This window comes from Variovorax sp. LjRoot84, assembly GCF_964254305.1.
GTDB lineage: Bacteria > Pseudomonadota > Gammaproteobacteria > Burkholderiales > Burkholderiaceae_C > Variovorax.
The window spans coordinates 340,541-363,367 of the sequence record NZ_CAXUTE020000003.1 but is presented as its reverse complement, the minus strand read 5'-3'; the positions used below and the strand labels follow the sequence as shown (position 1 = coordinate 363,367).

Here is a 22,827-nt window from a genome sequence, read left to right as displayed (position 1 = left end):
TTCGAGCCAACGTCGAGGTGAATGTCATGAGTGCCGTATTGAATGACTGGCCGTCGTCCGAAACGCTGCCGTCCGTGAAGGCCGAACTCAACTACCTGAAGGCCGGCGAAGGCCGCCCCGTCAGCTACACCTTCGAGCCGCCGGACGGCCTGCCGTGGACGACCGGCGCGCTGGAGCCGCAGCGCGTGACCATCCGCGACGGCCGCCCGCTTGCCGCGCTGGGCGAGCTGTCGCTCGATCGCAGCGGCTTCCAGCACCTCGCGCACCGCAGCGCCCTCGCCGACTTCTCGGACGGAGCAGCGATCCGCTCGATCTACTATCCCGAATCGGAACAGCTGCTGCGCACGGCCACCGGCGCCGAGAAGGTGGTGGTCTTCGATCACACCCTGCGCGACAGTGCGCGCGGCTCGCGCGGTACCGCGTCGCTGCGCGAGCCGGTTCGCCGCGTGCACAACGACCAGACCTTCGTCTCCGGCCCGCGCCGCGTGCGCGACCATCTGTCGCCCGAAGAGGCCGCCGAGCGGCTCAAGCACCGCTTCGCCATCGTCAATCTCTGGCGGCCGCTCGCCACCGTGGAGCGCCTGCCGCTGGCGCTGTGCGATGCGCGCTCGATCGCGTTGGAGGACCTGGTGCCGAGCGACCTGGTCTATCGCGACAAGGTTGGCGAAACCTATTCCTTCACCTACAACCCCGCGCATCGCTGGTACTGGTTCCCGAAGCTGCGTCCCGACGAAGTGCTGCTGCTGAAGATCTACGACTCGCTGGCCGATAGCACCGCGCGCCTGACCGCGCACACTGCGTTCGAGAACCCGGCGGACGCACCCGACGCGCCGCCGCGCCGCAGCATCGAGCTGCGCGCGCTGCTGTTCTGGCCTGCAGCGCAGGCCGGGTGAGTGCGGTCGAGGTGACTGTACGGTCCCTTCGCTGAGGTTCACACGAAGAAGCGGAAGCGCACCGCGGGATCCTCGGTCACACGGCGGCTCAGGCCGCGCTCCCATTCGAGGTAGTCAGTCCAGACCTCGTCGCGCCGCGGGCCGGAAATGCGCATCACCGAGCCCCAGTCGTCGTCGAAGGGCGTCAGCAGTTGCTGCGGCGCATAGGACGCCTCGACGGGCCGTCCGTCGGCAGCCCAGGCGTCTGTTCCGCCGGCCAGCCAGGCGAAGGCCGATGCCGGCCAGCGCTGTCTCGCGTCGCGCGCGGCGAGACGGGCGGCGGCGCCGTCGGGCGAGCTGAAGACCACGGTACGGCCCGGCGCGAGCACAGGCTCGAGCGGCGCGAGCGAAGCGGGCAACAGGAAGCGTGCGCCCGGCAGGTGCCGCTTCTCGTAGTCGAGGCTGGGGCCGACGTCCACCAGCTCGGCCTCGCCGCGCGCGATCAGCCGTGCGAGCGCATCGGGCGCGAGGCCATCGTTCGCCGGCTCCGCTTGTTCCGGTGTCGGAGGCAGCACCGGCAGCTCGCCCGCGAGCACATGGACCTCGGCCTGGTTCAGCTGCGCCAGCCAGAACGCGGTCACGGCCGCGCGCAGCCGATGCGGCTCGTCGATCAGCACGATGCGCGCGTTGCGCGTGCCGACGAGATTCTCGAAGTGCATGAGCAGCTGGCCGCCGGGAACATGGCGCACGCCGTTCGCTGGGGAAGAGGAAGGCCGGAGGTCGAACAGATAAAGGGTCCGGTCCCGGTCGGCCTGCAGCCGCGCCAGGCCTTCGGCATCGATGACGGACAGGCCGTGGCGCGCGATCAGCCGGTCGGCCAGCGCGCGCAGCAGCTCCGGCGGCTCGGCCGGGATGTCGTCGACGGGCTGCGCGTTCTCGACCACCGGGCCGCCGCGCAGTCCCCAGGCCATCACGCCGTCCTCCAGGAAGACCACCTGGTCGCCGCCGGCCAGCAGCCGCAGCGTGGTGGCGCCGACGATGCCGCGCGTGCGGCTGAAGCAGTTGACCACCCACACATGACCGGGCTCGTTCGCGTGCAAGGCCCGCAGCGCCAGCTCGGTGCCCGCATAGTTGCGTGCGCCTTCGATCGAGAGAAAGGCGTATTCGTCACGCGGCCGCGCGTCGATGAGCGTGATGGGCTGCCCCGTGCGCCGGCGTTCTTCGAACTCGGCCAGCGACAACGTGGGCGTGCCGTAGTGCAGGCGAGCGAGATCGCCGAAGGCCTTGACCAGGGTGGCATAGCCGTCGATGACCGGCAGGCCTTCCGCGCGCCATGCGTTCAAGCCGCCTGCAAGACGCCGCACGCGCGAGTAGCCGAGCCGCTCGAGCAGCGCGGCCGCGCGCGCGGCCGGGCCCTCCTGCGCATCGGCCTCGTCGCACACCACGAGCTCGGTCGTGCGGCGCGGGACCAGCGCGCCGATCTGCAGCTCCAGCGTGGAGAGCGGCGCCAGCCGCGCGAGGTTGAGATGCGCGTCGCAGAACCAGCGCGCCTCGCGCACGTCGAGCAGCGCAAGCTCCGCGCTTCCGAGCAGCAGCGCCTGCAGTTCGCCGGGGGAAAGGGCCTCGTTGCTCAATGCGGCTCGATCCCGGCCTGCTTGACCACCGCCGTCCACCGCACGGTTTCGCTCTGGATGAAGCGGCCGAATTCCTCCGGCGTGCTGCCGACGGTGAACGCGCCGATCTCGTCGTAGCGCTTCCTGAATTCGGGCGCCTGCACGATCGCATGGAGCTCGCGTGCGAGCCGGTCCACCACCGCCTTCGGCGTGCCGCTGCGCGCGACGATGCCGTACCAGGAGGTCACCTCGAAATCCGCGAAGCCGGCCTCGGCCGTGGTCGGCACCTGGGGCAGCCAGGGTGCACGCGTGCGGTAGGCCACGGCGAGCGGCTTGAGCTTGCCGGCCTGGATATGCGGGATCGCCGTGACCACCTCGTTGAAGATGAACTGCGTCTGGCCCGCGAGCAGGTCGTTGAGCGCAGGTGCGCTGCCCTGGTAGGGAATGGCGGTGAAGTCGGCGCCGGTGCGGCTGCGCAGCAGCTCGCCGGCGAGATGGGAATAGGCGCCGACGCTAACGCCATAGTTGAGCTTGCCCGGGTTCTTCTTCGAATAGGCGACCAGCTCCTGCACGCTGCCGACCGGCAGCGCGGGATGCACGAGCAGCACCTGCGGCGTCTGCACCAGCAGCGACACGGGCGTGAAGTCGCGTGCCAGGTCGTAGCTCAGCTGCTTGAACAGGGCCGGCTGCACCGTGAGGTTCGACGCCGGCGCCAGCAGCAGCGTGTAGCCGTCGGCCGGCTGCCGCGCGACATGGTCGAAACCGATGTTGCCGGCCGCGCCGCTGCGGCTCTCGACCACCACGGGCTGTTTCAGGCGCTGCTGCAGCTGCTCGGAGACCTCGCGCGCGATCTTGTCGGCGATGCCGCCGGCAGGGTACGGCACGACGACGCGCACGGTCCTGGCGGGATAGTCGTCGGCGGCTGCGGCCAGGCCGGCTGCGAGCCAGAGGGCCGGAAGCGAAAGCAGCAGGCGCCGGCGATGGAAGTGAGTCATGGAACAGCGAGCGCCGAAGTCTGGAAGTCCGCCAATCTAGGGCGCCTTCTCGTCAGCGCCAACGAAGCTTTGCGCATGTGCACATGCGCAATGGGCGCATGCGAAGAACGCGGCCCTTCCTAAGATCGGTGCGGTCCCTGCCATGACCACCACCGCCTGCCCCTCCCTTCCACGCCCGCCGCGCGCCACCTGGTGGCGGCACTATGAAATCCCCACGCTGCTGCTCGCCGCGGTGCTCTACGCCGCCTGGGCCGCGCTGCTGTGGTGGCACCGCACGCTGCCGGCGTGGCTGCTGTTCCTGCTCGGTGGCTACCTGGGGCAGCTCCATTTCTCGCTGCAACACGAGAGCATCCATGCCATGCGCCACCTGCCGCGCTGGCTGCGCCACGCGGTGGTCTGGCCGCCCATCAACCTGTGGCTGCCCTACCCGCTCTACAACCGCAGCCACAGCGCGCACCACGTCAACTTCCATCTGACGCATCCGCAGAAGGACACCGAGAGCGTCTACCATGCCGCGCACGCCTGGCAGGGCTACGGGTTACTTCGGCGATGGGTCTACGGCGCCAACCAGACGCTCGCCTTCCGGGTGGTGGTCGGCCCCTGGCTGCGCCTGCTCAAGATGGTTCGCGGCGAGGCGGCGCGGTTGCGGGCGCACGACCTGTCGCACGTCCGGATCTGGCTCGTGCATGCGCTCAGCGTGGCACCGGTACTCTTCTACGTGATCCAGGTCTGCGGCATGGACCTGGTCACCTACGTGCTGTGCTTCGTCTACCCCAGCATGATGCTCGGAGCCCTGCGCTCGTTCGCCGAGCACCGATGGAGCGACACGCCGCACGCGCGCGTCGCAATCGTCGAATCGAACCTGGTGTTCGGGCTGCTCTACCTCTACAACAACCTGCACCACGTGCACCATCGCGCGCCCACGATGCCGTGGTACGAGATCCCGATCCACTTCCGGCGTCACAAGGCCGCGGTGCTGGCGGCTAATGGTCACTTCTACTACCGGGGCTATGGCGAGATCACGCGCCGTTTCCTGTTCCGGCCGGTGTTCGAGCCGGTGCATCCGCGGTGGTAAAAAAAGCGGGCCTCGAGGGCCCGCCGAAGTCGCTTCGCGCGTGAATGGAGGTTCGGATCGGCTAGCCCGGATGGCGTCGTTGGCCAGCCAGGCCACGCACCACCGCCACCAGGCGATCGATCTCGTCGAAGGTGTTGTAGAAGGCCAGCGAGGGCCGCACCGTGGTCTCGACACCGAAGCGCCGCAGGATGGGCTGCGCGCAATGGTGGCCGGTGCGCACCGCGATGCCCTCCTCGTTGAGCGCTCTGCCCACCTCCTCAGTGCTGTGGCCCGCCAGCACGAAAGACATCACGCTGGCCTTGTCGGACGCGGTGCCGATGAGGCGCACGCCGGGGATCGCGCTCAGCGCCTGCATGCCGTGGCACAGCAGCGCGTGCTCGTAGCGCGCGATGTTCTCGATGCCGATCCTGTTCACGTAGTCGATCGCCGCGCCCAGGCCCACAGCATCGGCGATGTTGCCGGTGCCGGCCTCGAACTTGTTCGGGATCGGCTGGAACACGGTCTTCTCGAAGGTGACGTCGGCGATCATGTTGCCGCCGCCCTGCCACGGCGGCATGTCCTCGAGCACCTCCCGCCTGCCCCAGACCACGCCGATGCCGGTCGGGCCGAACACCTTGTGGCCGGAGAAGACGAAGAAGTCGGCGCCAATGTCCTGCACGTCCACGCGCATGTGCGAGACCGACTGCGCGCCGTCGACCAGCGCTCGGGCACCCGCGCGGTGCGCGAGCTCCACGATCTGCTTGACCGGCACCACGGTGCCGAGCGCGTTCGAGACCTGGGTAACGGCCACGATCTTCGTGCGGTCGCTGAGCAGCTTCTGGTACTCGTCGAGCAGCACCTGACCCGAATCGTCCACCGGGATCACGCGCAGCTTGGCGCCCTTGGCGGAAGCGAGCTGCTGCCACGGCACGATGTTGGCGTGGTGCTCCAGATGGCTGACGACGATCTCGTCGCCCTCGCCCACGTGCTGCGCACCCCAGCTTTTGGCCACCAGGTTGATGGCCTCGGTGGTGCCGCGCACGAAGATCACCTCCTCCACCTCGGGGGCATTGATGAAGGCCCGCACCCGCTCGCGCGCGCCTTCGTAGGCATCGGTCGCGCGTGCCGCCAGTTCGTGCGCGGCGCGGTGGATGTTGGAGTTCTCGTGCTCGTAGAAGTACGAGATGCGATCGATCACCGCGCGCGGCTTGTGCGTGGTTGCGGCGTTGTCGAACCACACCAGTTGGCGACCGTTGACGCGTTCCTGAAGCACCGGGAAATCGCGCCGCACCGCATGCACGTCGAAGGCCGGATGCCGCCCCTGCTCCGCCGGCGGCACGGCGCCGCCGCGGGGCGCCGGCTTGGCCGGCGTGACGTAGCCGCTGGGCAGCACAACCGCGTCGACGAAATAGAACTTCGGCTCGACCGAGGGCACGGTCGGCGGCACGCCCGGGCCGGCCGGCGCCGCCGCACGCGGCAGTTCGGCCTGCGCAAAGGGATGGGCGGCTAGCGCGTCGAGCGGATCGGCCACAGCCTCGCTGCCGCGCCCGCCCGCCGGGGGATGGCCATGGCGGTCGCCGACGAAATAGAAGGGCGAGGCCGGGACGGCTGGATGCTGCGCGACCTGCGAAGCAGCTGCCGAATTCGCCTCCGGCACGCCCAGCAGCCCGCCGCCGAAGCGCGGCTCGTAGGCCGGCGCGGTGCTGACGACGCTGTCCGGCAGGCCGTTGGCCGCGGCCGCGTGCGGCTGCAGCGCCGGGGCGCGATGCGCCAGCGAAGCCAGCGGCGTGGGCGATGCGGGCAGCAGGTTGGCACCCGGCACCAGGCCTTGCGGAATGGGCGTGCCCGGTACGCCGGGGCCGAAGCCGGCCGGACTCGCGAGCGGCGAACCCGGCGGCGCGATGTTGACCGGCGCCTGTACGCCCGGTGCAGCGCCGCCGGGCAGCGCCGCGAACATGGCCGAGGCCATCTGCGCGAGCACGGCGGGATCGAAGGGCGCCTCGAAGCCGGCGTCCGATGAAGGAAGCGATGTGCTCACTTGTAGGTGTCGGCGTAGTCGTGGTACTTGCCGACTTCGACGTCGTCCAGGACGGCCAGCGCGTCGGTGGTCAGGACCGCGAGCGAGCAGTACAGCGAGATCAGGTAGGACGCGATCGCATGGTTGTTGATGCCCATGAAGCGCACCGACAGGCCCGGGCTCTGTTCGCCCGCCAGGCCGGGCTGGAACAGGCCCACCACCCCTTGGCGCTTGTCGCCCACGCGCAAAAGCAGGATCTTGCTCTTGCCGTCGGCCACCGGCACCTTGTTCGAGGGGATCAGCGGAATGCCGCGCCAGGTGATGAACTGCGAGCCGAAGAGGCTCACGGTCGGCGGCGGGGTGCCGCGGCGCGTGGCCTCGCGGCCGAAGGCGGCGATGGCCAGCGGATGCGTGAGGAAGAAGGCCGGCTCCTTCCAGACCTTGGTCAAGAGCTCGTCGAGGTCGTCCGGTGTTGGCGCGCCGGTCAGCGGGAAGATGCGCTGCTCCTCGCTCACCTGCGACAAGAGGCCGTAGTCGGGGTTGTTGATGAGCTCGCTCTCCTGGTTCTCCTTGATCGTCTCGATCGTGAGGCGCAACTGCTCCTTGATCTGGTCGTGCGGGCTGCTGTAGAGGTCGGAGATGCGGGTGTGCACGTCGAGCACGGTGCTCACGGCATTGAGGAAATATTCGCGCGGCTGCTCTTCGTAGTCGACGAAGGTGCGTGGCAGCTGGTTTTCTTCTTCGCGCGCGGTGCAGGTGACCTTGATCGATTCCGGGTTCTTGACCTTGTTGAGCCGGTAGATGCCGGCTTCGACCGGCACCCATTGCAAGAGGTGCGTGAGCCAGCGCGGGCTGATGGTTTCGAGCTGAGGGACGGTCTTGGTGGCATTCGCCAACTGGCGGGCGGCGTTGTCGCCGAGAGCGGTGGTACCACCGACTGTTGCACTCATGAGGGCTCCGTGAACATTGAAGAAAGAAACGAGGACACGGCGAGTGTCGGCCGCACGGGGCCGGTCGTTCAACAGGCTATAGCCGCCAAATTGATGCGTTGCGCCAGCCGCCGGCGCTCCAGCTCCTCGCAATGCGCGAACAGGGCCGCGCTGTGAATGCCAAGCGAATGGGCGAGCTTCTGCGCAGTCACGATCGAGGCGATCACGCTGCCCCGCTCGATCTCGCCCACGTACGAGCGATTCAGACTCGAGCGCTCGGCCAACCGCTCCTGCGACCAGCCCTGCGCCTCCCGAAGCTGCCGTACGACCACGCCGAAGTCCTGCACGAAGACCTTCATCCTGCCGCCCCCGGCGCCTTCTGCAGGCTGGCCTGGGTCACGCTGGCGCCCGGGGACACGTCGTCGGTCACCCACACGTTGCCGCCGATGGTCGCGCCCTTGCCGAGCCTGACGCGCCCGAGGATGGTCGCGCCGGCATAGATCACTACCTCGTCCTCCACGATCGGATGGCGCGGCAGGCCCTTGTGCGGATGGCCCTCGGCGTTCGTCGGAAAGCGCTTGGCGCCGAGCGTGACGGCCTGGTACACGCGCACGCTTTGCCCGATCACCGCGGTCTCGCCGATCACGACGCCTGTTCCGTGGTCGATGAAGAAACCGGCGCCGATCTGCGCGCCTGGATGGATGTCGATGCCGGTCTGCGCATGCGCGAGCTCGGCCACGATGCGCGCCAGGAGCGGCAGGCCCAACCCATAGAGCTTGTGTGCGAGCCGGTGATGGATCATCGCCAGCACGCCCGGATAGCACAGCAGCACCTCGTCGACGCTGCGCGCGGCCGGGTCGCCCTGGTATGCGGCGAGCACGTCTGTGTCGAGCAGCCGGCGCAGGCCCGGCAGCGCATCGGCGAACTCGCACACCGCCCGTGTGGCATCCTCATCGATCTGCTGCCCGCTCGTGCCGCGGTGGCGCGCGCTGAAGTCCAGCTCCAGGCGTGCCTGCTCCAACAGTCCGTGCAAAGCGGCATCGAGGGTACGGCCCACGTAGAAGTCCTCGTTCTCGTGTCGCAGATCCGGCGGGCCCAGCCGCATCGGGAACAGCGCGCCCTTGAGCGACTTGACGATCGCGGACAGCGCGTCACGCGACGGGAACTCGCGCGGCCCCAGCTCGCGCGAGCGCTTCTGCTGGTCGCGCCACTCGTCCCGTGCGCCGCGCAGCGCGCGCACCACCTCGCCCACCTCGACATGAGCCATCGACATCCTCCTTGAAACGATCTTTGTTGTCGCGCGCGGGAGAGACTTCAGTCCTGCACCCAGGGCAGGCCGTGGAAGCGCCACCCGTCCGCGCCGCCGCGATGCTGTTGCGCATCGAGCTCGCCCTCGAAGCCCTCGAGCACATTGAAGACATGCGTGAAGCCGGCCTTGGCGGCGGCCTCGGCCGCCAGCTTCGAGCGCTTGCCGCTGCGGCACAGCAGCAGCGCCACGGCCTGCTTGCCGCCCGCCTTCGCGAGCCGGGCCTCCAGCTCGCGCTCGAAACGCGGGTTGCGCGTGAGCGCGGTGCCGGTGGCCCATGGCACGTGCAGGCTTTGCGGCACATGGCCGACGAACTTGCGTTCCTCGCCCGAACGCACGTCGACCAGCACCGCCTGCCCCGCCTCGACCAGCGCCCAGGCGATCTGCGGGTACACCCCGCCTGCATGCGACCCGCCCTGCGCTTCGGCCTCTGCACGGGCACGCAGCAGCACCTCCGGCAACGCGACTTCCTCGACTTCCAACGACATCGTGCACAACCCCTTCTGATGCGGTTCGCCACCCTGGTGGGCGGCGATAGCCATCAATGTAGAAGGGGCGCAATGAATCTCAAACGAACGAAAAGTTGAATCTTCAGAACCAACTCAACTATGGTGCCGGCCCGCTGCTCGCCCCGAGCATGAGTCTCCGGGCAGTTGTCGAAGCTCGGTCTCTTCGAGTCGATTCACAGGTCCACCAAGGAAGCCGAGGGCGTCTTCGAGCGTCAGCGCACTTGGGCGCTGCAGGCTCAGGATCGAACGATCGTGCACGACTCGTCCTTGGCCCAGTCCGAGAAGCTCAGGTAGTAGGCCGACACATCTTGCTGGCCTGCTTCAGGGCGGCCCATGCGGCCAGGGCCGCTCGCCCGCCACCGTCGCAATGCGTCACCACGGGCGCATCGGCCTCGATGCCCGCATATAGATCGGCGGCGCCACCGCGCGTGCTCGGATCCGGCGAATGTGTATGGATGGAGAGGGTTTCGAATTTCCAGTTCTGCGACATCGTGAATTCCAAGGCCGGGAGGGCTTCAGGCGGCCCCGTACGCCGCGGCCATCTGGAGAGCGCCGTCGGGAAGCGGAAGTGTGGAATGCGCAGCTTCATATGACGCAAGCGCACGACCGGCGCATGCGCGCCGCATTGCGCTTCAGCAGGCGAGCAGGAGCCGGCGATCCGCGCTGCCGCGCACGTCGGGCACGACGGTGGGCTCGGCGCGCGGCACCGCATCCAGCAGGCCGTGCCGGCGCAGCAGCGTGCGCAGCGTGTTGCGCGAGATGCCCAGGAGCCGTGCGGTCTGCACCTGGTTGCGCGTGCAGTGCGCGTAGGCCCCGCTCACCAGCGCCTGCTCCACCGCGAGAAAGAGCCGCGGTCCACGCGCCTCGAACAGCGCCTGCAGCGCGACAGCAAGCCGGTCCACCTCCGCCTGCGTCGTGGCGGCAGGTTCCGGCGCCGGTGCAGGTGCCGTGGCCCCATGGGCCGAGATGTCGGGCAACTGCAGGTCCTGCGCCCGGATCAGGTCGCCGCGGCAGACGATCAGCGCGAAGTGGATCGCGTTCTCCAGTTCGCGGATGTTTCCGGGCCAGGGGTAGGCCAGCAGAACGGCCTGCGCGCCCTCGCTGAGCTGCGCCGCCCCGAGGTGCAGCTTGGCCCCGTAGAACGAGATGAAGTGCGCCGCCAGCGGAAGGATGTCGCCGGGGCGCTCGCGCAGCGGCGGCAGCGTGATCGGCGCGACATTGAGCCGGTAGTAGAGGTCGGCCCGAAAGCGCCGCGCCTCCACCGCCCGGCGCAGGTCGATGTTGGTTGCCGCCACCAGGCGCACGTCGAGCGCGATCGGGCGGCGCGACCCCAGCCGCACCACCTGGCGCTCCTGCAGCACGCGCAACAGCTTCACCTGCAGCGCCAGCGGCAGGTCACCGATCTCATCCAGGAACAGCGTGCCGCCGTCGGCCGCCTCGAACCAGCCGGCGCGCGCCTGGCTGGCGCCGGTGAAGGCCCCGGCCTCGTGGCCGAAGAGCTCCGCGTCGATCAGGTTCTCGCTGAACGCGCCGCAGTTCACGGCAATGAAAGGTCCCTTGCGACCGCTCTGCTGGTGCACGTGACGGGCGATCAGCTCCTTGCCGGTGCCGGTCTCGCCGATGACCAGCACGGTGGCATCGGTGCGCGCGACGCGCTCGACCTGCGCATGGACCTGCACCGAACCCGGGTCGCGAAACAACAGCGCCTTGGCGCGGATCGAGAGCGCCGAGGATGCGGAGTCGGGCAGTGTCAGGACGGTGGTCAAGGTCTGCGACGACGGCGCGCGCTGGCCGCGCGGCCGCCCAGTGGAACATGGCGGCACGATAGGGCCGCGACGGCTGCATCGAAACGAAGAAATCCGAACTTGCTTATGCGGGCCGTCGATCGGCAGCAGGCGTCCGCCGCCGCGACGCCGGTCCGGCGCGAGCCCACAACCGGCGCAGCCGCACCGGCGCGCTGGCCAGGCCGTCAGGAAAGCCCAGCACCACGACGACGATCAGGCCGCCGTAGATCAGCATGCGGTACTCGCCCAGGCCGCGCAGTCCTTCCAGACCGCAAGTGAGCACGAAGGCGGCGATCACCGGGCCGGCGAAGCTGCCCAGCCCGCCGACCAGCACGATCGAGACGATCAGCATCATCAGCTCGACGCCCGCTGCCGAACCGGGCGTCAGCACCAGCACGTAGTGCGCGTAGAAGGCGCCGGCCAGGCCGACCAGCAAGGCCGACAGCGCGAAGGCCGCCATCTTGTGCGCCGTCAGGCCGATACCGAGGCTTTCCGCCGCTGTCTCCGAGTCGCGGATCGCCATCAGCGCCAGCCCGGTGCGCGAGCGGATTACCGCGCCCAGGCACAGGAGCGACAACAGCAGCAGCGCGAGCGCGGTGTAGTAGTAGCCGGTCTTGGCCGCCACGTCATAGTGCACGACGCGCAGGCCGAAGACCACGATGTCCGGCAATGCAGGAATGCCCGAGAGCCCCATTTCGCCGCGGGTCAGCTCCTTGGCGTTGGACAGCACCAGGCGCACGATCTCGGCGAAGGCCAGCGTCACGATGGCTACATGCGGCACCGACTTCAGCCGCAGCACCGGCAGCGCGATGAGGCAGCCCGCGGCCGCCGCCGCCAGCGCCGCGATCCAGACGCTGAACCACGGACTCAGGCCGGCCTGCATCGACAGCAGCGCGGAGCCGTAGGCGCCGATGCCGAAGAAAGCCTGGTGGCCGAAGGACTTGAGACCCGTGATGCCGGTGGCGAGGTTCCAGCTGGCGGCGAAGACGGCATGGATCATGGCCAGGATCGCGACATGCAGCACATAGGCGTTGCCGCTGAACCCGGGCAGCAGCGCGGCGCTGGCGAGGAACCACGGGAGCGCGCCCCACTGGCCGATGGACGAGAGCGTTCGTTGGAGCTGCATGCGCGTGCGCTATCGGGTCGAGGTCGCGAACAGGCCCGCGGGACGCAGCCACAGAATCGCGATCAGGACGGAGAAGGAGATCACGTCGCGCCATTCCGACGAGGTAAGCGACAGGCCGATGCTCTCGACGACGCCGAGCACGAAGCCGCCGGCGATGGCGCCCCCGAAGCTGCCGAGCCCGCCCAGCACCACAACCACGAAGGCCTTCAGCATGAAGGGATTGCCCATCCACGGATTGACCGCGGCCAGCGGCGACAGCAGGGCCGCGGCCAGCGCGCCGAGGCCGCCTGCGAGCACGAAGGTCCAGGCATGGATTCGAGTGGTGTCGATGCCCATGGCCTGCGCCGCCTCCGCGTCCTGCGCGGTGGCGCGCAGCGCGCGGCCGAAACGCGTGTACTTGAGCACGGCCGCCGCCAGCGCGATCACCGCGACGCTGGCCGCGAGGATCAGCAGCCGCTGCCAGGGCATGCGCAGCTCGCCCAGGCGCAGCGAACCCTCGACGAAGTACTCGACGGTCTTGAAGCGCTCGCCCCACAGGTGGAAGGCGATGTTCTGAAGCACGATGGAGACGCCCAACGTCAGCGCGATGGTGTTGAACTCCCAGCCCTCGCGCTGGTGCAGCGGCGCGACCGTGAGCCGGTGCACCAGGCCCGCCGCGGCCGCGCCCAGCAGCACCGCGCCCGCGATGCCCCCCAGCGGGGGCAGGCCCATCTCGGCCACCAGCACGTAGGTGGCGTAGCCGCCCAGCATGAAGAACTCGCCCTGGCTCAGGTTCAGGATGCGCATGGTGCCGTAGATCAGCGCCAAGCCCGCACCGACCAGCGCATAGACGGCGCCCTGGACCAGGCCGTTGAGGATCTGTTCGACGAAGAGCGCGAAGCTCACGGCACGGCCTCCCCCAGGAACTCCCGCATCGCCGGCTCCTGCAGCGCGGCCGGCCCGCGGCCCTCGAACACCACGCGCCCGGCCTTCAGCAGGTAGCCCCGCTGCGCCAGCGAGAAGCACAGCGCCGCGTCCTGCTCGTTGAAGAGCAGGGTCAGGCCCTCGCGGTGGAGGTGGCCCAGCAGCGCGGCGACCTCCTCGACCGCGCGCGGCGACAGACCCAGGAACGGCTCGTCCAGCAGCAGCAGCGAAGGCCGGCACATCAGGCCGCGCGCGATCGCCACCAACTGCTGCTCGCCCCCGCTCAGGCGCCCGGCCGGCTCGCGCCGCTTCGCCGCGACCAGCGGCAGCAGCGTCTCCACCCGCTCCAGCGTCTCCCGCACGGCCTGCGCACTCGCCACGCGGTACGCGCCCATCAGCAGGTTCTCGCGCACCGTCATCGCCGGAAACAGCCGGCGCCGCTCCAGCACGAAGCCGATGCCGAGCCCGGCCCGCTCATGCGCCGGCAGCGCGCGCAGCTCGCGGCCCTGGTGCCGGATATGGCCGCTGACGCCGCGCAGCAGGCCGGCCACCGCCTTGAGCACGCTGCTCTTGCCGGAGCCGTTGCTGCCGATCAGCGCCACGATCTCGCCGCGCCGCACCTCCAGCGACACATCCCACAGCACCTGCGCCGCGCCGTAGAAGGCGCTGACGGCCCTGAGCTCAAGCACGAGCGCGCCCCAGGTAGAGATCGCGCACCGCGGCATGCGCGTGGATCTGCGCCATCGTGCCCTCGGCCAGCAGCTGCCCGCCGGCGAGGAAGCTCACGCGCTGCGCGAGCCGGCCGACGAATTCCAGGTTGTGGTCGATCATGAGCACGGTCAGGCCATCGCGGTTCAACCCGCGCACCAGCGCCTCGAGCGCGGGCAGGCTGGGTTGGTCGATGCCGCCGCTGAGCTCGTCGATCAGCAGCAGCGAGGGCGCCGTCGCCAGCGCACGCGCCAGCTCCAGGCGCTTGCGCTGGCCGGTGCTCAGGGTGCCGGCCGGCGCCTCGCGCTTGGCGGCCAGGCCGACGGCATCGATCACGCCCTGCACCTCCTCGCGCACGCGGCGCATCGAGGAAAAGCGCGCCAGGGCGCCGCACATCACGTTCTGCTCCACCGTCAGCCGCGCGAAGGGCTGGGTGATCTGGAAGGTGCGCGCGATGCCGGCGCGGCAGCGTCGGTCGGGGCGCAGCGCGGTGACGTCCTTGGCCGCGAAGCGGATGCTTCCCGCCGTCGGCCGCAACGCGCCCGCGATCAGGTTGAACAGCGTGGTCTTGCCGGCGCCGTTGGGCCCCAGCAGCGCGTGGATCTCGCCGCGGCGCAGCGTGATATCGACGCCGTCCACCGCGGTCAGGCCATCGAAGCGCATCGTGAGCCCGTGCGTGCGCAGCAGCGCCTCCTGCGCCATCGCCCTTCAGTCCTGGCGCCGGAACGCGACGCTGCCCGGCACCTCGGGCGGCCAGATGGCGCGGATCACGCCGTCCTGGACCTGGGCCGCCGGCAGCGTCAGGTAGCCCGCGCCCACCTTCGGCGAATGGTTCTTCGGATCGAAGACCCAGTGGCCGACGGCGCATTGGTAGTCGGTGGCGAGGAAGGCCTTGTTCAGGGCCTCGGGCGCCACGTCCTGCGCCCGGTGGATGGCGTCGAACAGCACCTCCGCCGCGCAGGCGCCGAAGGCATGGTCCATGGAGACAGTGGTGCCGACATAGGCGCCGATCTTCTCGGCGAAGGCCTTGTGGGCCGCGTTGTACTTCGGATCGAACAGGAAGGGGATCAGGACCAGGCCCTCGGCGTTCTTGCCCGCGCCCTTGGTGAACTCGGCCAGCGTCGGGTAGTAGGTCGCGATGTGCACGGCGCGGATGTCCTGCTCGCGGATCTGCTTGACCAGCGCGATGCCCGAGTTGGCCGAGGTGAAGATCGAGTACAGCAGGTCCGGCGCCTGCGCGCGCAGCTTGGAGATCTGCGGATAGAAGTCGGTGTGCGCCAGCGGCACGGTCTCGGTGGCCAGCACGGTCCAGCCGTCCTGCTTCAGGTAGCGGGTGGCGTACTCGACATTGGCGCGCGCGAAGTCGCTGTCCTCGATCACGAAGGCGACTGTCTTGTTCCTCGGCACCAGCTTCTTCTGCTGCACCAGCAGGCGCACGGTCTCCTTCAGCGTGTACGACGACGCATCGCTGTTGAAGTCGTGCTTCCAGAAGTTGCGGTACTTCTGCGGGTCCCGCTCGATGCGCTCGGCGATCTCGATCGCCACCGGCTGGCCGCTCATGAACACCTTGTTGTGCGCCGGCGCGAGTTCCATGATCGCCAGCGCCACCGAGCTGTGCAGCAGCTCGGCCAGCAGCACATCGACGTTGTCGCGGGTCAGCAGCTTCTGCGCGGCGCTCAAGCCCACGTCGGGGCGCGACTGGCTGTCCTCGAACAGCAGCTCGATCGGCACGCGCCGGCCCTTGAAGGCGACCCCGCCCGCATCGTTGACCTGCTTCGCGGTGAACTCGAAGGCCCGCTTCATCGCGATGCCGCTGGTGGCCGCGGGGCCGGTGAAGGGGCCGATCACGCCGACGCGCACCTTGTCGGGGGCTTGCGCGCCGGCCGGGAGGGCCAGGCACAGGGCGAGCGCGCCCGGCCAGAACTTGCTCAGGATGCTCATGCTCTTTCTTTCCTCACAACAATGGATTGGCGGCGTCCTGTCCCAGCAGCACGCGCCCGTACAGCGATCCCGCGACATCGAAGTTGAAGGCGATGTGCGACTGGATCGCGTGCGCATCGCGAAAGGCGCGCTGCAAGGGGCTGTCCAGCAGGATGGCGCTGGCACCGGCGGCGGCGAACAGGCTGCTCGCCGCCTCGGTGCACAGCGCCACGGCGTAGGCGCCGTCGCGCCGGTAGCGCGCCTTGGCCGGCATCTGCGGCGGCACCCCGCGGGCGGCATCGCGCATCGCTTCCTCGCACACGGCGCGCATGGTCCGGCCGGCAGCGTCGATCTGGGCCGAGGCGCGCGCGATCGCGATATGGCTGCTCTGCAGCTCGGCCAGCCTGACGCCGCCATAGCGGCCGACGCGGCGCGCGGTGACCGCCACATGCTCGTCCAGCAGTCCTTCTGCATTGCCCAGCGCGACGCCCGACAGCGTGAAGGGGAACAGGGCGAACACTGGAATGCGGTAGAGCGGCGACGGGTTGGCCTCGTGGCCGGGCGTCGGCCCGCCTGCGATGTCGCGCACCGACAGGCTCAGCGCCTCGGGCACGAACACTTCTTCGCAGAGCACGTCGGCGCTGCCCGTGCCCGCCAGGCCCGCGGCCTGCCAGGTGTCGATGACGCGATAGGCCCGCGCGGGCAGCAGCAGCAGGCGGTGGTCGGGTTCGGCCCCGTCCTCGCCCGGCACGACGGCGGCGACCATGCACCAGTCGGCGAGCGTGAGGCCGCTCGCGAAAGGCCATTGGCCGTCGACCAGGTAACCGCCCCGCACGGCGCGCGCACGGCCGGCGGAGAAGATGATGGAGGCCGCCACCAGCGCGTCCGGCGACGCGCCCCACACCGCGTCCTGGGCCGCCTTCGGGAACATCGCCAGCATCCAGTGCCGGCAGGCCAGGTTGGCCACCACCCAGGCGGTCGACGCGCAGCCGCGCGCCAGCTCGGCCGACACCTCGACCAGCGCGCTGAAGTCCAGCTCCGCGCCGCCCACGCGTGCCGGCTGCAGGATGCGGAACAGCCCCGCCTCATGCAAGGCGGCCAAGGTTCGTCCGGGCAGGCTGCGCTCGCGCTCGGCATCGCGCGCCACGGCCTTCAGCGCGCCGGCCAGCTCGCGCGCCCGACCGGTGGCCTCGAGGTAGGCGCGATCGCCGGCCGTGCTCACGAAGCCGCCCGCTCCGGCGCGGCGGCGCGGTGCGCGAGCCTGTGCTTCAGGTAACCGATGGCGCCGATCAGCACCGGCACTGCCAGCCAGGCGCCGAAGCCCGACAACAGGAAGACGCAGGATGCAGCCGAGGCCGCGGCGATCACGCGCCCCGAAGCGCTCTTGTCGACCGCCACGAAGGTGGCGATGGCACCGGCGTACAGGAGGATGAAGTTCTGGTTGGCCACCGTGAGCGCCGTCACCAGCGGCAGCGCCTCGAAGGCGATGGCCGCGGCCAGCGCGGCATAGAGCACGAACAGCAACAGCAGGCTGGCCACCGGTATGCCGCGGCGGTCGAGCCGGCCCAGGAAGGCCGGCAGGTCGCCGTTGCGGCCGGCGGCGAAGTACAGGCGGCTCGCGGCAAACACCCATGCGTTGACGTTGGCGACCACCACCACGGCGATCAGCGCAACGATCACCGGCCGCAGCGGCTGACCATCGACCAGGCGCAGCAGCCCGGTGACGCCGCCGATGGCCTTGCCCGATAGCGCGGCGCCCGTGCTCACCAGCGCCAGTGCGGCATACAGCACACCCACGACGACGAAGCCGAGCAGGAAAACGCGCGAGACGAAGCCGGGCTGGTCCTGGTATTCCTCGCTGCCGAAGCTCAGGTTCTCCCACCCGAGGAAGGCCCAGAACAAGAGCGCCGACGCGGACCACAGGCCCGCCAGCGGAATCGGCACAGCCCCCTGGGCGACTTCGGCCACTGCGGCGGCGCCGCGTGCGACCGACGGCAGGTTGAGCGCGACGAAGGCGAGGATCAGCAACACGAGCGCCAGCACGGCCACCGTGTTGACCACGCGCGAGGGCTTGGCGCCGGCGATGTTGACCAGCGTCGAGATGCCGAGCAGGCCCAGCACGATGGGCAGCACCGTCCAGGCCGGCAGGTGGAAGATCTCCTGCAGGTAGGCGGCTCCCATCGTCGTGCCGGCAGGGATGCACAGCGCGAAGGTCGCGGCTATCAGCAGGCTGGCAGCCGAACCGAAGGCCGGGCCGAAGGCCAGCGCGGCGTAGCGGGCCAGGCCGCCGGCATCCTGCACGAGGCGGGTGAGCCGCATGAAGATCAGCATCAGCGGCACGGACAGCAGCAGCGTCAGCGCCCAGCCGGCCAGCGCGGTGTAGGCGCCGGCCTGGCCGATGGCCAGGCCGGGCAGGCCCAGCAGGCCCGAGCCGATAATGGTCGAAACCGCCAGGCCGACGCCGTGCGGCAGCGTGACGTTCTTCTGCAGTCGTTCGGTCATGTCGCCTCCTTCATGCGGGCTCCGCCCTCCAGCCCACGACTTCGAGGTAGCGGTCGTCCAGTTCGCGCACCTGGAGCCCGTGCAGCCCGGCCTGATCGAGCTGTTGCACGACTTCGTCGGCGCGGTAGGCGCTCAGCAGCGACGAACGGTAGTGCTCCTGCACGACCTCGGATTCGCGCCCCACGTGCAGGCTGGTGAGCCGGTCGGCCTCGGCGTCGGACGGCGGCCGTCGCAGGTCGCGCACGTGCACGAAGCCGCCCGGCTTGCCGATGCGCTCGACCTCGCGCCAGAAACGCAGCGGGTCTTCCAGGTGATGCAGCACGCTGTTGGAGATCACGGCGTCGAAGTATTGCGACGGCAGGCCCGTGCGCTTGGTGTCCGCGATCACCCAGTTGATCGGTCGCGCGCTCGCCGGCAGGCGCGCTGTGGCGCCTTCCACTGCGATGGCCAGCATGCCGGGCGAAAAATCGACGCCCCACAGGTCCCAGTCGACCTTGCCGCGGAAGCGGAGGACCACGTCGCCGGGTCCCGTGCCCAGGTCGACCAGCGAGATCTCCTTGCCGCGGCCGATCGCGGCGACGATCTCGTCGACGAAGGCTTCGTGCGGCACCGAGTAGTCGGCGCGCGCGTAGTGGGCTTCCTCCTCTTCCGTCATCTTTTCGGGTTCGGCCACGCGCGGCAGGTAGGTGAAGGCAGTCGTCATCGTGCAGTTCTCCAGGTGGTGTGAACGAGGGCTTCAGCGGGCGAAGCGATAGCGAAATGCCGGAAGGGCCGCCGGCTCGTTGGCGGCGCGCTTCTTCCAGAAGTGCAAGGGACACTTGCGCGGCGGCGTGACGTTGTCGTCGGGCAGCATGTACTGCGGCCATTCGAGGCCGCCGCTGAGGTAGTGGTCCAGCCGCGGCGAGCGCGAGATCCGGTCGTAGAGGTCGACGTTGCTGCGGATCTGCTGCCGGATCGCGTGGCCCTTGCTGTGGTTGCCGGCCACGGCATCGAAGCGCTCGCGCGGGTTGATCACCAGCACCAGGGTGTCGCACAGGTTGCGGCTCCTGCGCTGCACATGCGCCGGGTGGCTGACGTTGATGAAGATCTGGACCTCCCTGAAGCACATCGACCAGTAGGGGCTCGCGGGGTCGGTGTGCGTGTGCTCGGGCCATGGCAGCGGATCGTTGTCGATCAGGTGCTGCAGGGCCGCGTCGAACAGGCGTCGGTAGTCGTCTTCGCCGCGCAGCCCATTGGCCTTCTCGAACACCGCCAGCAAGGGCTCGGACGAGTTCGCGTTGCCGTCCCACGCTTCGCAGTCGTCCAGGTAGTCGCCCAAGTCCCGGCGCAATTCGTCCAGGTCGTGAACGCCCTTTCGGAGCGGCACGAGCGAGAAGCGGATGTTCGTTCGCCTGAATGCGTTCTGGGCGAAGACGCAGGGGAAGCCGTCCTTCGTGCCCGCGGGCTGCAAAAAGCGCTGCTGGAGCTGCGCGAAGAGCGGCAGGAACCATGCGTAGGCGCCATCGGCGAATTCATGCGCATCGAGCTTGCGTTGTCGAACCAGCATGCGGTCTCCTGTCATTGCGTTGTTCGATGGCGGCGCCAGCGATGGAAGTCCCACGTTGCAATTCGAGTGCCAGCGCTTCGAGGCTGAAAATGTTCACTTCCCAGCAGAAACACCCCGCTTGGCTGCTGGATTGCGGACAGCCTTCGCAGTGCCGATGTTCGCAAGCCAACACCTTGCGCGCACACGAAGATTTGCGCACTTGCTTATGCGCAATCGGTGCAAGCCGCGAGGCCTTTCGTCTCTAGGATCGCAACCCCATCCGATGAGCCACAGCCACATCACCTACCTGAGCGGCCACGACGTCGAAAGCCTGGCGCTCGACGACGACGAGATCCTCGACGCCGTCGAGATCGGCCTGGCCGCGCAGGGCAGCGGCCACGCCGTGATCGAGCCGCGCGTTCACCTCGTGCCCGAACCCTCGGGCAAGGGACACTTCAACATCCTGCGCGGCGTCATTCGCCCGTTCCAGTTGGCGGGCGTCAAGGTGGTGGGCGAGTTCGGCGGCAATTACCGGCATGGCCTGCCCTCGGCCATGGCCCTGCTCAACCTGTTCAGCCCCACGACCGGCCAGCCGCTCGCGGTGCTCAACGCCAGCGCCCTCACCGACATGCGCACCGGCGCCATGTCCGCGCTCGGTGCCCGCCATCTCGCGCGCAAGGGCAGCAAGGTGCTGGGACACATCGGCGCGCGCGGCTCGGCCTATTGGAACGTGCGCCTGCTCGACCATCTGTTCGACTTCGACGAGATCCGCGTGCATTCGCTGCGGCCCGAAAGCCGCGAAGCCTTCGGCGCGCGGCTCGAACGCGAGCTCGGCAAGCCGGTTCGCGTGACCGGCGACTGGGAGGCCTGCGTGCGCGGCGCCGACATCGTGGTCGAAGCTTCGCGCCTACCGCGGCCCGAGCCGCTGCTCAGGACGGCATGGATACGGCCCGGCGCGCTGGTCGTGCCCTACGGCACCATGAGCGCGGTCGAACTCTCGTTGACCGAGATCATGGGTGGTCGACGACTGGGGACAATGCCGAAAGGGCCTGCCCTTCGGCGCACTGCGCGCGCACGTGGACAGCGAGCGGCTGCACGAGGGCAACCTGCATGCCGAGCTCGGACAGATCGTTGCGGGCCTGAAGCCCGGCCGCGAGCGCGACGACGAAACCATCCTGTTCTGGCACCGCGGCCTGTCGCTGAGCGACATCGCGCTCGGCCATGCGCTGCTGGGAAAGGCGCATGCCACGGGCGTCGGTCAGGCACTGCGCTTCTGAACGCTGGGCGCGCGGAAGCTTATGCACAAAGCTTCGTAGCCCGGGCCGCGCGAGCTGGTTAAGGTGGCGCGCTTGTGCCTCTCACTCGACCCCGCTCGCTCTCATGTCCATCGCCACCGCAAATTCCGCGCCGCACGCCGATGCAAAGGCCGCCATCCGGGCGCATCCAGTCCCGACCGTCGACGCCGCCACCCTGCAGCAGTGGCTGCACGACGGCGGCGAGATCGCGCTGCTCGATGTGCGCGAGCATGGGCAGTATGGCGAAGGTCATCCCTTCTTCGCGGTCCACGTGCTCTACAGCCGCCTCGAGCCTGAGGTCGCGCGCCTGGTGCCGCGCCGGGCCGCGCGCACGGTGTTGCTGGACGACGGCGCCTCGGGCGTGGCCACGCGAGCGGCCGCGCGGCTGGCGACCCTCGGCTACGACAAGGTATGGCTGCTCGCCGGCGGCGCCCCCGCCTGGGCACGCGCCGGGCACACGCTCTTCCAGGGCGTGAACCTGCCTTCGAAGACCTTCGGCGAGCGGGTCGAGCACGCCTTCGACGTTCCGCACATCGGTGCGCAGGCGCTGGCCGCGCGGCTGCAGTCGGGCGAGCCGCTCGTGCTGCTCGACGGCCGCACGCTGGAAGAGCACCGCAGGATGACCATCCCCGGCGCGCTACCCGTGCCCAACGGCGAGCTGGCGCTGCGCTGGCGAACGCTGGTGCCCGATGACCAGACGCCCATCGTCGTGCACTGTGCGGGCCGCACGCGCAGCATCGTCGGCGCCCAGATCCTGCGCGACCTGGGCGTCCCGAACCCGGTGCTGGCGCTGGAGAACGGCACGCAAGGCTGGGCGCTGGCGGGGCTCGAGCTGGAACGCGGCAGCCCACGCACGCTGCCGGCCGCGCCGCCACCTGCGCAGCAGCAGGCTGCGCGGGCCGACGCCACGGCCGCGGCGCAGCGTGCGGGGGTGCCGTTGCTCGATGCTGCCGCCGCGCAGGCCTGGCTCGACGACGACGCACGCACCACCTTCGTCTTCGACGTGCGCACCGCCGACGAATTCGCCGCGGGCAGCGTGCCGGGCGCGCGGCACGCGCCAGGCGGGCAGCTGCTGCAGGCCGTCGATCTGCAGATCGGCGTGCGCGGCAGCCGCGTGCTGCTGCTGGACGACGAGGGCATCCGCGCGCCGGTGGTGGCGCTCTGGCTGCGCCGCCTGGGCCTGGACGCGGCGCTGGTGCAGGGCGGCATCGCCGCCGCGCTGCGCATCCCGTCTTCGCCTCGCCTGCCGCTGCCGCTGGCAGTGCCGGAGCAGATTCCCGAAGCCCTGGCGGCGCTGCGCGGGGACGGCAACCTGCCGCCGGTGGTATTCGACCTGCGGCCTTCGATGGCATACCGACAGCGCCATGCACGCGGCGCGGCCTGGTCGATCCGCCCGCGCCTGGTGGCCGATGTGCAGGCCGCGACACGCGGCGACCGGCAGCGCCCCGTGCTGCTGCTGGCGGCCGAGGAGATCGTGGCGCGGCTGGCAGCGCAGGACCTGCGCGAGGCCGGCTGGCACCACGTGAGCTGGGCCCCGGCCCTTGCGGCCAAGGCCGCCGGCTGGCCGCAGGACGCGAGCCCAGGGTCGCCGACCGATGCCGAGGCGATCGACTACCTGTTCTTCGTGCACGACCGACATGACGGCAACCTCGATGCCGCGCGCCGCTACCTCGCGTGGGAAACCGGGCTGATCGCGCAATGCGCGCCGGAAGATCTCGCGGCCTTCCGCCTGCCTGAGGCAACGCATATCGATATCTGAAAGCCTTCCT

The 22,827-nt window shown here is 69.7% G+C and carries 21 protein-coding genes and 1 pseudogene; 4 read left to right on the top strand and 18 right to left on the bottom strand.

The annotated features are described in order from the left end of the window. Positions 1–26 precede the first annotated feature (26 nt). Positions 27–893 (top strand): CmcJ/NvfI family oxidoreductase, encoded by an 867-nt coding sequence (locus ACSQ9I_RS40080; protein ID WP_436291180.1) that lies wholly within the window; start codon positions 27–29, stop codon positions 891–893. A 38-nt stretch (positions 894–931) separates the two neighbouring features. Here ACSQ9I_RS40080 and ACSQ9I_RS40075 read toward each other — a convergent pair whose 3' ends face one another. Both ACSQ9I_RS40075 and ACSQ9I_RS40070 read right to left on the bottom strand, forming a co-directional pair. After that, on the bottom strand, positions 932–2,506 hold the full coding sequence (locus tag ACSQ9I_RS40075; RefSeq protein WP_436317410.1) for a rhodanese-like domain-containing protein: 1,575 nt from the start codon (positions 2,504–2,506) through the stop codon (positions 932–934). Beyond that, positions 2,503–3,480 carry a Bug family tripartite tricarboxylate transporter substrate binding protein gene (locus ACSQ9I_RS40070; RefSeq protein ID WP_436291182.1) on the bottom strand — a complete coding sequence of 326 codons (978 nt, stop codon included), beginning with the start codon at positions 3,478–3,480 and terminating at the stop codon, positions 2,503–2,505. Before ACSQ9I_RS40070 ends, ACSQ9I_RS40075 begins: the two co-directional genes overlap by 4 nt. 142 nt (positions 3,481–3,622) lie before the next feature. Between ACSQ9I_RS40070 and ACSQ9I_RS40065 the strand changes: the two genes are divergently transcribed. Further along, positions 3,623–4,555: a fatty acid desaturase gene (locus tag ACSQ9I_RS40065; RefSeq protein WP_436291183.1), complete on the top strand. Its 933-nt coding sequence runs from the start codon at positions 3,623–3,625 to the stop codon at positions 4,553–4,555. Between the two features lie 61 nt (positions 4,556–4,616). Here the strand turns inward: ACSQ9I_RS40065 and ACSQ9I_RS40060 are convergent, their stop codons facing one another. The 16 genes from ACSQ9I_RS40060 to ACSQ9I_RS39985 form a co-directional block, all read right to left on the bottom strand. Continuing rightward, on the bottom strand, positions 4,617–6,503 hold the full coding sequence (locus tag ACSQ9I_RS40060) for a family 2A encapsulin nanocompartment cargo protein cysteine desulfurase (RefSeq protein ID WP_436291555.1): 1,887 nt from the start codon (positions 6,501–6,503) through the stop codon (positions 4,617–4,619). 65 nt (positions 6,504–6,568) lie between these two features. Further along, positions 6,569–7,501 (bottom strand): family 2A encapsulin nanocompartment shell protein, encoded by a 933-nt coding sequence (locus tag ACSQ9I_RS40055; protein WP_436297470.1) that lies wholly within the window; start codon positions 7,499–7,501, stop codon positions 6,569–6,571. A gap of 68 nt (positions 7,502–7,569) precedes the next feature. After that, positions 7,570–7,839: a helix-turn-helix domain-containing protein gene (locus tag ACSQ9I_RS40050; protein ID WP_436297471.1), complete on the bottom strand. Its 270-nt coding sequence runs from the start codon at positions 7,837–7,839 to the stop codon at positions 7,570–7,572. After that, positions 7,836–8,747 carry a serine O-acetyltransferase EpsC gene (gene epsC / locus ACSQ9I_RS40045; protein ID WP_436297472.1) on the bottom strand — a complete coding sequence of 304 codons (912 nt, stop codon included), beginning with the start codon at positions 8,745–8,747 and terminating at the stop codon, positions 7,836–7,838. Before epsC ends, ACSQ9I_RS40050 begins: the two co-directional genes overlap by 4 nt. A gap of 47 nt (positions 8,748–8,794) precedes the next feature. Next, positions 8,795–9,274, bottom strand: a complete 480-nt coding sequence (locus tag ACSQ9I_RS40040; RefSeq protein WP_436297473.1) for a rhodanese-like domain-containing protein — start codon at positions 9,272–9,274, stop codon at positions 8,795–8,797. A gap of 307 nt (positions 9,275–9,581) precedes the next feature. After that, positions 9,582–9,785: a hypothetical protein gene (locus ACSQ9I_RS40035; protein WP_436317409.1), complete on the bottom strand. Its 204-nt coding sequence runs from the start codon at positions 9,783–9,785 to the stop codon at positions 9,582–9,584. 142 nt (positions 9,786–9,927) lie between these two features. Next, positions 9,928–11,061, bottom strand: a complete 1,134-nt coding sequence (locus tag ACSQ9I_RS40030; RefSeq protein WP_436317408.1) for a sigma-54 interaction domain-containing protein — start codon at positions 11,059–11,061, stop codon at positions 9,928–9,930. Positions 11,062–11,164: 103 nt separating this feature from the next. After that, positions 11,165–12,205, bottom strand: a complete 1,041-nt coding sequence (locus ACSQ9I_RS40025) for a branched-chain amino acid ABC transporter permease (protein WP_436317407.1) — start codon at positions 12,203–12,205, stop codon at positions 11,165–11,167. Between the two features lie 9 nt (positions 12,206–12,214). Beyond that, entirely contained in the window at positions 12,215–13,090 is an 876-nt protein-coding gene (locus tag ACSQ9I_RS40020; protein WP_436317406.1) for a branched-chain amino acid ABC transporter permease, read from the bottom strand. Then, the gene (locus tag ACSQ9I_RS40015; RefSeq protein WP_436317405.1) at positions 13,087–13,797 is read right to left on the bottom strand and encodes an ABC transporter ATP-binding protein; all 711 of its coding nucleotides are present in this window, start codon (positions 13,795–13,797) and stop codon (positions 13,087–13,089) included. Before ACSQ9I_RS40015 ends, ACSQ9I_RS40020 begins: the two co-directional genes overlap by 4 nt. Further along, positions 13,790–14,518: an ABC transporter ATP-binding protein gene (locus tag ACSQ9I_RS40010; protein ID WP_436317404.1), complete on the bottom strand. Its 729-nt coding sequence runs from the start codon at positions 14,516–14,518 to the stop codon at positions 13,790–13,792. The genes ACSQ9I_RS40015 and ACSQ9I_RS40010 overlap by 8 nt, the downstream gene beginning before the upstream one ends. A 6-nt stretch (positions 14,519–14,524) precedes the next feature. Further along, a complete protein-coding gene (locus ACSQ9I_RS40005; protein WP_436317403.1) occupies positions 14,525–15,757 on the bottom strand; it encodes an ABC transporter substrate-binding protein in 1,233 nt (410 codons plus the stop codon). A gap of 13 nt (positions 15,758–15,770) precedes the next feature. Continuing rightward, complete coding sequence (locus ACSQ9I_RS40000) at positions 15,771–16,958, bottom strand: acyl-CoA dehydrogenase family protein (RefSeq protein WP_436317402.1); 1,188 nt, start codon at positions 16,956–16,958, stop codon at positions 15,771–15,773. Then, the gene (locus ACSQ9I_RS39995) at positions 16,955–18,238 is read right to left on the bottom strand and encodes an APC family permease (protein ID WP_436317401.1); all 1,284 of its coding nucleotides are present in this window, start codon (positions 18,236–18,238) and stop codon (positions 16,955–16,957) included. The genes ACSQ9I_RS40000 and ACSQ9I_RS39995 overlap by 4 nt, the downstream gene beginning before the upstream one ends. Before the next feature lie 10 nt (positions 18,239–18,248). Beyond that, positions 18,249–18,941, bottom strand: coding sequence for a class I SAM-dependent methyltransferase (locus ACSQ9I_RS39990; protein WP_436317400.1), 693 nt, complete (start codon positions 18,939–18,941; stop codon positions 18,249–18,251). Between the two features lie 33 nt (positions 18,942–18,974). After that, the gene (locus tag ACSQ9I_RS39985; protein ID WP_436297484.1) at positions 18,975–19,784 is read right to left on the bottom strand and encodes a YqcI/YcgG family protein; all 810 of its coding nucleotides are present in this window, start codon (positions 19,782–19,784) and stop codon (positions 18,975–18,977) included. A gap of 262 nt (positions 19,785–20,046) precedes the next feature. Between ACSQ9I_RS39985 and ACSQ9I_RS39980 the strand changes: the two are divergent. Both ACSQ9I_RS39980 and ACSQ9I_RS39975 read left to right on the top strand, forming a co-directional pair. Continuing rightward, a pseudogene (locus ACSQ9I_RS39980) lies at positions 20,047–21,040 on the top strand (ornithine cyclodeaminase family protein). 103 nt (positions 21,041–21,143) lie between these two features. Next, positions 21,144–22,817, top strand: coding sequence for a rhodanese-like domain-containing protein (locus ACSQ9I_RS39975; RefSeq protein WP_436317399.1), 1,674 nt, complete (start codon positions 21,144–21,146; stop codon positions 22,815–22,817). The last annotated feature ends 10 nt before the right edge of the window (positions 22,818–22,827 follow it).